At 56.6% G+C, this 8030-nt stretch carries 5 protein-coding genes; all 5 read right to left on the reverse strand.

Annotation, left to right across the window (positions count from 1 at the left end; translation table 11 throughout):
* A partial coding sequence (locus B4U49_RS02265) for a DUF6531 domain-containing protein (protein WP_143735484.1) occupies positions 1-2876 on the reverse strand: 2876 nt, incomplete at its 3' end.
* A 274-nt stretch (positions 2877-3150) separates the two neighbouring features.
* Positions 3151-3807 (reverse strand): HyaD/HybD family hydrogenase maturation endopeptidase, encoded by a 657-nt coding sequence (locus tag B4U49_RS02270; protein WP_078082960.1) that lies wholly within the window; start codon positions 3805-3807, stop codon positions 3151-3153.
* Between the two features lie 266 nt (positions 3808-4073).
* The gene (locus tag B4U49_RS02275; RefSeq protein ID WP_078082961.1) at positions 4074-4586 is read right to left on the reverse strand and encodes a macro domain-containing protein; all 513 of its coding nucleotides are present in this window, start codon (positions 4584-4586) and stop codon (positions 4074-4076) included.
* A 65-nt stretch (positions 4587-4651) separates the two neighbouring features.
* Positions 4652-6127 (reverse strand): sodium/proline symporter PutP, encoded by a 1476-nt coding sequence (putP, locus tag B4U49_RS02280; RefSeq protein WP_078082962.1) that lies wholly within the window; start codon positions 6125-6127, stop codon positions 4652-4654.
* A gap of 790 nt (positions 6128-6917) precedes the next feature.
* Positions 6918-7850, reverse strand: a complete 933-nt coding sequence (gene ttcA / locus B4U49_RS02290; RefSeq protein ID WP_078082963.1) for a tRNA 2-thiocytidine(32) synthetase TtcA — start codon at positions 7848-7850, stop codon at positions 6918-6920.
* Positions 7851-8030 lie beyond the last annotated feature (180 nt).

The following is an 8030-nucleotide window of genomic DNA, read 5'->3' on the forward strand; positions in this document are numbered from 1 at the left end:
TCGTACTTCAGCTGATAGCGCTCACCCTTTTCATTGATCAGGCCTACCAGGTTGCGCTCGCCGTCATACAGGTATTTCAGCTCGCTGCCGTCGGGATTGGTGCGCGACTTGACCTGGCTCAGGCCATCATAGCTGTAACGGGTGCTGCGACCCTCGGGATCGATAATTTCTGCAACCAGTCCCTGAGGGTTATAGCGGTATTCGGTGCGCGCACCATCCGGATTGATGATTGCGCTGATACGATCCTGAGCGTCGTATTCGTAGCCGGTACGCAGGTCGGCTCCCTGCTGCACTTCCACCAGTCGCTGCTGGATATCGTACTTGTAGTGGGTGGCACGGCCTTCCGGGTCCTGTACCGCAGATAGCTTCCCCTGCGGATTCCACAGGTAGCGGGTGGTATTGTCGAGCGGATCGGTAACACTGCCCACCAGTCCGATCGGGTTGTAGCTGTAGCGGGTGGTATTGCCCAGTGGATCGATGGTGGCGACAACCTGGCCGCTTGCGTTGTACTCACGCTGCCAGCTGCGTCCGGCGGCGTCGGTAATTTTCGCAGGGAGCCCCGCGGGGGAGTACTCGATATGTTGCTCGCCGCCAGCTGCGTCGGTTTTGCGGATCAGGCGGCCGCGACTATCGTACTCGTAGTGCTCCTCGCGGGTAATACCGGTTTCCGCGGGTAGCTGGATAGACAGCGGCTGTCCCAATGCATTGTAGGTATAGAGGGTCTCGCCACCTTCCGCATTCCGGTAATAAATCGGCAGCCCGCGCTCATTGAAGCGGTATCGCTCGGTACCGCCTCGTGTGTCGGTAGCCGCAACTCCATTGCCGTCTTCGTCCCACACAAAGGAATAATCATAAGTCGCCTGACCGTCGATGGGGTCACCCCACTGACGAAGGCAGCGCGCACCGGGACCGGTGTCATCCCATTGGAAGTGGAAGCGATAACCAGACTTGAGGGTACGCTGGCTGATCAGGTGTCCTTGATAGGCGTACTCTTCACTGTGACCGTCGGCATCGGTGGCCCGCACCAGATCGCCCTGCTCGCTGTATGCGTAACTGGCCAGGCTTGTCAGGCGACCGTCCCGGGTCTCCTTTTTCAGTTCGCCAATTCGCTTACCCGCAGGGGTAATATGCAGCGCCTCACCGAGGCTGCTTTCCACACAGATCAGCTGGCCATGTGCATAGTGGAAGCGATGAAAGTTGTCGTAACCGTCGCGAATTTCCGAAAGCAGGAGGGCGCCCTGCCCCGACTCCTGAAGGCGAAAATGTTTCTGTACGCCCTCGGGCGCTCCGTAAGGAGATATTACCCAGTGATCTTCCGCGTGGCGGGTAACACTCAGCTGCTCCACCACATTGTGGCTGCGATCACTCTCTCCGGGCAGCGGCAGTGATATCCGCCGGCCCTCGGCATCGTGCAACTCGACAATGCCTTTTCCCTTCTGCACCACCAGTTTTTCACCGAGGGTATGGGACCAGCCCACACCCAGACCGGAATCTGTGTGGTTACTGCTACGGTAAGTTCGGGCGACAGTAAGCGGCAGCGGACCATCCAGCACGGCGTCCACCAGAGTCAGGCGTTCCTCACCGGTTTTCAGGTTAATCGGCTCGCCACTTTCACAGGCTTTGCCGTTGCACTGGGTTGCCTTGCCGTCACCGTTTACACCGGTGTCTTCGTTCGAGCGGTCTTTCGCGTTAGTCGGTTTGGATTTCTTTTCGGCGTCTTTATCCTTAGCGCCCTTGTCATTTTCCTTGGCTTTTTTAGCGCCCGCAGGTTTCGATGCGGGGGCATCTGAGGCCGGAGACTGGGGTACCGATACTTCTTCGGATTTCAGGGTTTTGAAAGAGGTGCCTTCCGATTTTGCACCGCGGGTCTTACTCAGGCGTCGGCGTTGCTTCTGGTACTTGGCAAAATCCAGAATCAGATCGCCCACATCCTTGAAGCGGAACATCAAGCGCGCATTTTTGGCCATGGCTGCGGCACCACCGACGCCGCCAGTAAACGCGGCCAGTACGATGGTGAGAATAATTTCAAATACACCGCCGCCGGCAAACTCTGAAATCTCCAGGCTGTGCTGGGCCTTGACGTAATCCTTGGCAAACCGGGAAATGTCACTGCGCAGGCCATCGTCGTCATAGACCAAGTGTGCGACTTCGAACGCCTGTTCCAGTTGCTCTACCGTAATGGTGCTCGGATCGAACCCGAGTACGTCGACAATTTCTTTTTTAACTTTTCCCATATATTCACGGGATGAGTCTTCAAAGCTTTTATCGTGTGCATAGTAATCGTAGGTAGCGCTCGCCAGCTGGGTTTGCATGCGGATCGGGTTGACCAGTAATGCCACTTCGGCGATATCTTTGGTCCACACCACCAGGTCCCATCCGGCCTGCCCCAGCCCTTTGGCCACCTGGCTCACCTGGGCGCCCAGCTTTTCAAGCTCGTTGCGCTTCTGGTGTACGGCGTCAATACGCGCCGCTTCTGCACGTTCCTCGGCAATAATCTTCTGCAGGGCCATTCGGATACGGCTGCGCAGGCTGGTCTGTCGCTCATCCAGTACTGGCTCACCCAGGGGGGCCTCTTCGACCAATATTCTGCGCTGGCGTACCGCGGTGTAGACCTCAATATGGTCGCGGGAGAAGTGTGCCGGTAAGCCCGGGAACTGCTGGGTATGCAACAGATCCTGTGTTACTTCGGCGTGGCCGAACGAAGTGACTAGGGCACCGTGGGCGAGAAAGCGATCAAAAATCTGGTCAAGTACTGCGGGGGGGAAGGTCGCGAGCAGATCCGCGGAAAAGTCATTGTCAAAAACAGTCGGTGACGAGGACCAGCCTTCACTGACCAGAAAGCGCTCACCGCGTTGATTTTCAACGTAAATATGCATGAAATATCCCTTTCCAAACGCAGATCAGAGAATGAAATATCTGCGTAAATCCATAAGGGAAGAATTCTAAAAGAAGAGTAGATACCCGCAAAGCCGGACAGGGGGAATAATTCCAAATATTGGAAAAAATTCGGGAAATATCTGGGAACCCTCTCCTGACTGGTACGGAAGTACCTTATCAGGAGAGGTAAAGTTTCAATTCTGGCAATGATTGCACAGAGAAGGCGAAAGCTTGGTATTTTCCTGAGAGCCAACGCGGAATGTCAGGGGAGTTTCAACCTCGCTGGAAACTCCGCGAAGGAAAAAATCGGGTGTCTCCATTCCGGTAGGAGAAGGGTTCCTCAGAACCGCCGTCGTCAATCGTATCCTGGGAGCACGGCAGCGCCAGCAGGGACTCCATTGCATCGCGGCGCAGCACGGGCTTGATCCCGCGCAACACAAGGAATGCGAGCGCAGCTTCAACCGCGGGCTCTATGCAGTTTTTTACGATGGGGGTCAGGCCGCCGCCAAATTCTTCCAACTGTTGTGGCTGTGCACCAATCAGCAGAATTTCCCGCGGGTAATGACCGGTAAGCTGGGCGATAGCCAGTACATCTTGGAACCCAGTCTGGTGTAGGCTCATCTGCTTGGCACCTAGAAACTGCGGCACCTCGTCATCGCGCACCAGTTTTATGGTGCCGGGCTCGAGGCCGTAGTCCACTGCATCGAACACAATAAGTGCATCGGCCTGCTGGATATGGTGCATCAGGTAAATGCACTGCGTGCCACCATCCATCAGGGTGACTTCGGCATTGCAGCGAGAAAAGTCGCAGACTGCATGCATGTGTTCAACGCAGCGCACACCAAAACCTTCATCGGCCCACAGCAAATTGCCGATACCCAGTATCAATACACGCTTTTTGGATGTTGAAGTGTGCGAAGGCTTTCGCATGGGAGCTCCCGGTTGTCTTTATTCTTACCTATTTTTACCGTGTAACCGTACGGTTTCAGTTACGAGAGGATAGCAACTCATACACGGCCTGCCGGGCAATCGGGAAAACACTGGCGTCTGGAGTCCTCTGCCATGGAAATATCGGCATCGGATTAGTGGTGTGTGGCGAAGGAAAAGGAAAAATATCGCGGAGAGGCGTGTAGAAAAAGCGACAAGCGGCGCGGGCCGACCGGAGTCAGCCCGCGCCATTCCAGATGGTTTACCAGCTATCGTCGCACGCAGGCGTCCAGCTGCATCCTGTACAGCTCGGCCATATCATCGTCGATACAACAGAAAATTACATGGCGCGGGCCATCGTCCCTATCGAGATGGTTTTGCACCTGATCTACAGCAATTTCTACAGCAAGCTCCGGAGGGTAGTCGTAAACGCCACAGCTGATGGCGGGGAAGGCAATGGAATGGAAATTATCGCGGCGCGCCAGCGCCAGACATTGACGGTAACACCCGGCGAGCAGCTCAGGCTCGCCCAGATTTCCACCGCGCCAAACCGGCCCGACCGTATGGTATATACGCTTGACCGGCAGACGGTAGCCCGGTGTGGATCGCACATCCCCTACCGGACAGCCGCCGATACGACGACAGGCTTCCAGCAATTCCGGACCTGCGGCGCGATGGATAGCGCCATCGACTCCGCCACCACCCTGGAGCCTCTGGTTGGCTGCATTGACGATTACATCCACGTGCAACCGAGTGATATCACCGAGGTGTACTTCGATCACTCTCTATACTCCAACCACAGGCACCACCGGTCAGACGCACATTCCTGTGCGCGTGCTCTGATCGATTACTGCTTTTGCCCAAGTAACTGACGGTGGCGCGTTGATATTTCCTCGGGGCAATGCGTCAAAGCACTTACTAAAACAATAGCAGCTGCGGAGAGCACAAAGCCCGGTAACAGCTCGTATATATCAAAGATACCACCCGAAAGCTGTTTCCATACCAATACGGTTATACCCCCGACCAGCACCCCTGCGATGGCGCCGGTGCCGGTCATCCGCGACCAGTAGAGGCTGATCAGTATCGTCGGTCCAAACGCCGCACCCAAACCGGCCCAAGCGTAAGCCACCACATCCAGCACCTTGGAGTCCGGATCCATCGCCACACCCACTGCAATCAGCGACAGTGCCACCACGGCCCAGCGCCCGACATTCACCAGGCTCTCGGAGGTGACTTTCTTACCGAACCAGACGTGATAGATATCCTCCGCCAACGCGGCGGACGAAACCAGCAACTGGGAATCCGCGGTACTCATGATCGCAGACAGAATGGCCGCGAGCAGGATACCTGCAACGAGGGGGTGGAACAGGGATTCCACCAGGGCCATGAAGATGCGTTCGCCATCCGGCAGTGTCTGGGCCAGTTCCAGGTGGCCAAACAAACCGACACACATAGCGCCAAGAAAGCCCGCCAGAGACCACACCGCAGCCACAGTGGCGGCGGCAGGCATGTCATCGGGGTGCCGCAGGGCCTTGAAACGCGCGAGGATATGCGGCTGTCCGAAGTACCCGAGGCCCCAGGCCAGTGAACTCAATATGGCAGCGACTCCCAAGGTGGCTCCGGTACTGTCGCTCATCCAGTGCATCAATTCCGGGTGCTGCTCCCGCATCAGGTTTACGGCATTGCCCAGACCACCCTCATCGGAAATCACCATCACCGGCACGATTACCAGTGCCAGACTCATCAGCAACCCCTGGAATACATCTGTCCAACTGACCGCGAGGAAGCCGCCGAACAGAGTGTAGGAAATCACCGCGATGGCGCCTATCACTACCGCCCACTGATAATCCCAACCAAATACCGTCTCAAACAGCTTACCGCCGGCGATCAGTCCCGAAGCCACATAGAACAGGAAAAACAGCAGGATGAATATCGCGCAAACTGTGCGCAGGTAGGGGTGCTCAAGATTAAACCGCCGGTGCAGATACGCCGGCACGGTGAGTGCATCATCCAGTGCATAGGTGTAGATCCGCAGACGCCGCGCCATGGTTGTCCAGCTCAGAACGATCCCACTGAACAGCCCGATCGCAATCCAGGCAGAGGACAGACCGGACGCATAGGCCGCCCCCGGCAACCCGAGCAACAACCAGCCGCTCATGTCCGAGGCCCCGGCACTGAGCGCCGCTACCGCTGGCGGCAAAGAGCGGCCGCCGAGAAAGTAATCACTGGCATTTTTGGTGCGCTGGTAGGCGTAAACACCGATGGCAAGAATCAACGCGAGATACGCGATGAATGTAAGGGCGACAAGCCATTGTCCGGACATGTGGGATTCCCCGTCAGAATTGGCAGACAAAGCCTCCTTTGGCGAAAGAATAGGCTGAATCCGTCGTTATTGGTCTTTATTGCGCGTAAATCTACCCATTTGCTGGCGAGAGCTCAATCGGCAAACTAAACCAAGGGTGTAAGTTGCGCTAAAGCATACATTCGAAAATGCCAGGGAGCGGCATTTTCACACTGAGCAGTAAGGGAATATCAAAACACTATGGGTATTTGTCTCGACGAGCTGCGTCTACTAGTGGTTCGTCCCACGCTAAAACAGTTGCGCGCCTGGTCCCCGGGGATGGAAGCCCTTCTACTGGGAACCGCCGCACAGGAGTCCGAGCTGGGGTTCCACCTCAAGACCGGGCATCGCCACGGTATGGGCATCTTCCAGATACTCCCCAGCACCCATCGACAGATCTGGGACAAGTACCTGATCAATTTCCCAGCACTCGCTTCCAAAGTCCGCGGGCTCGCCAGCCAACGGGATTTCCTGCAACACCCCCACGCAGAACTCGCCACCAACCTGCGCTACGCCACCGCTATCGCCTGGCTGATCTACCGCGCTGCCGGTGTCGAAACGGTGGAAAGTGAAAACCTGCCGAAAATGGCACGCCTGTGGAAAAAGCATTTCCACCACGGCCCCAGCGCCCGATTGCGGGATTTTGTCGAAAGCTACAGCGCACTGATCAAGCCGGACAAAAATCCCAGCCCCGCATCATCCGCCGAAAACGAAACAGCCGCGGCAAATGCCACGGCTGTGAAGAACGATACACTGCTTATCGAAGAGGAATCTACAGATTCCGCGCCTCGATATACATCGGCTGGGCAGCCTGAACCGTCTCCTCCTCACGGGCATCTTCGGGAATCCAAGAATCCACCGACTGCTCGATCGAACGCGCGTCCACCTCAGGCGCGGGTTTAGAGCGGTCGAGTTCCAGACTCTCGAAATCATACAGATCCCGGTCCGCCAGCTGTGACGGAGAAACCCGGGTGAGCGCGGCAAAAATATTATCGCTGCGCCCGGGGAATTTCTTGTCCCAATCGTTCAACATGCCCTTGATCGCCTGACGCTGCAGGTTCTCCTGACTACCGCACAGGTTGCACGGAATAATCGGGAAATTCTTGTGCTCCGCAAACGCCACCAGATCCGACTCGCGGCAATAAGCCAGCGGACGAATCACAATATTGCGCCCATCATCGGCACGCAGCTTCGGCGGCATCGCCTTCAGGCGGCCACCGTAAAACATATTCAGGAACAGCGTCTCAACGATATCGTCCTTGTGGTGGCCCAGCGCAACCTTGGTCGCACCGATCTCCTCCGCGAAGCCGTACAGCGTACCGCGACGCAGGCGGGAGCAGAGACCACAGGTCGTCTTCCCTTCCGGCACCACCTCTTTCACCACACTGTAAGTGTCCTTGTTCACAATGTGATAAGGCACCCCCACAGACTGCAGGTACTCCGGCAGGATGTGCTCCGGGAAACCCGGCTGCTTCTGATCCATATTCACCGCCACCAGCTCAAAGTGCACCGGTGCCGTCTTCTGCAGGTTCATCAGGATTTCCAGCATCGCGTAGGAATCCTTACCGCCAGACAGGCACACCATCACCTTGTCGCCCTCTTCAATCATATTGAAGTCAGCGATCGCCTTGCCCACATTGCGGCGCAGGCGCTTTTGCAGCTTGTTGAATTCCAGCCGCTCGCGGCGGTTTTCCAGATCAGACATGGGTAAATCTCAAACTCCCGAACGACAACAACTTGCTGCCGCCGGCTACGAAGTATTTCAGTTGGATGCGAAGGCGCTGACGCCGGGTAAGCCTTTGCGGGACCGTCTGTGGCCATGGATGGCCACAGCCGAGCGTTCATGGATGAACTCGTAGCGTGTCCCGCAAAGGCTTACCCGGCG

Origin of the sequence: Microbulbifer mangrovi (assembly GCF_002009015.1) — a bacterium.
GTDB lineage: Bacteria > Pseudomonadota > Gammaproteobacteria > Pseudomonadales > Cellvibrionaceae > Microbulbifer > Microbulbifer mangrovi.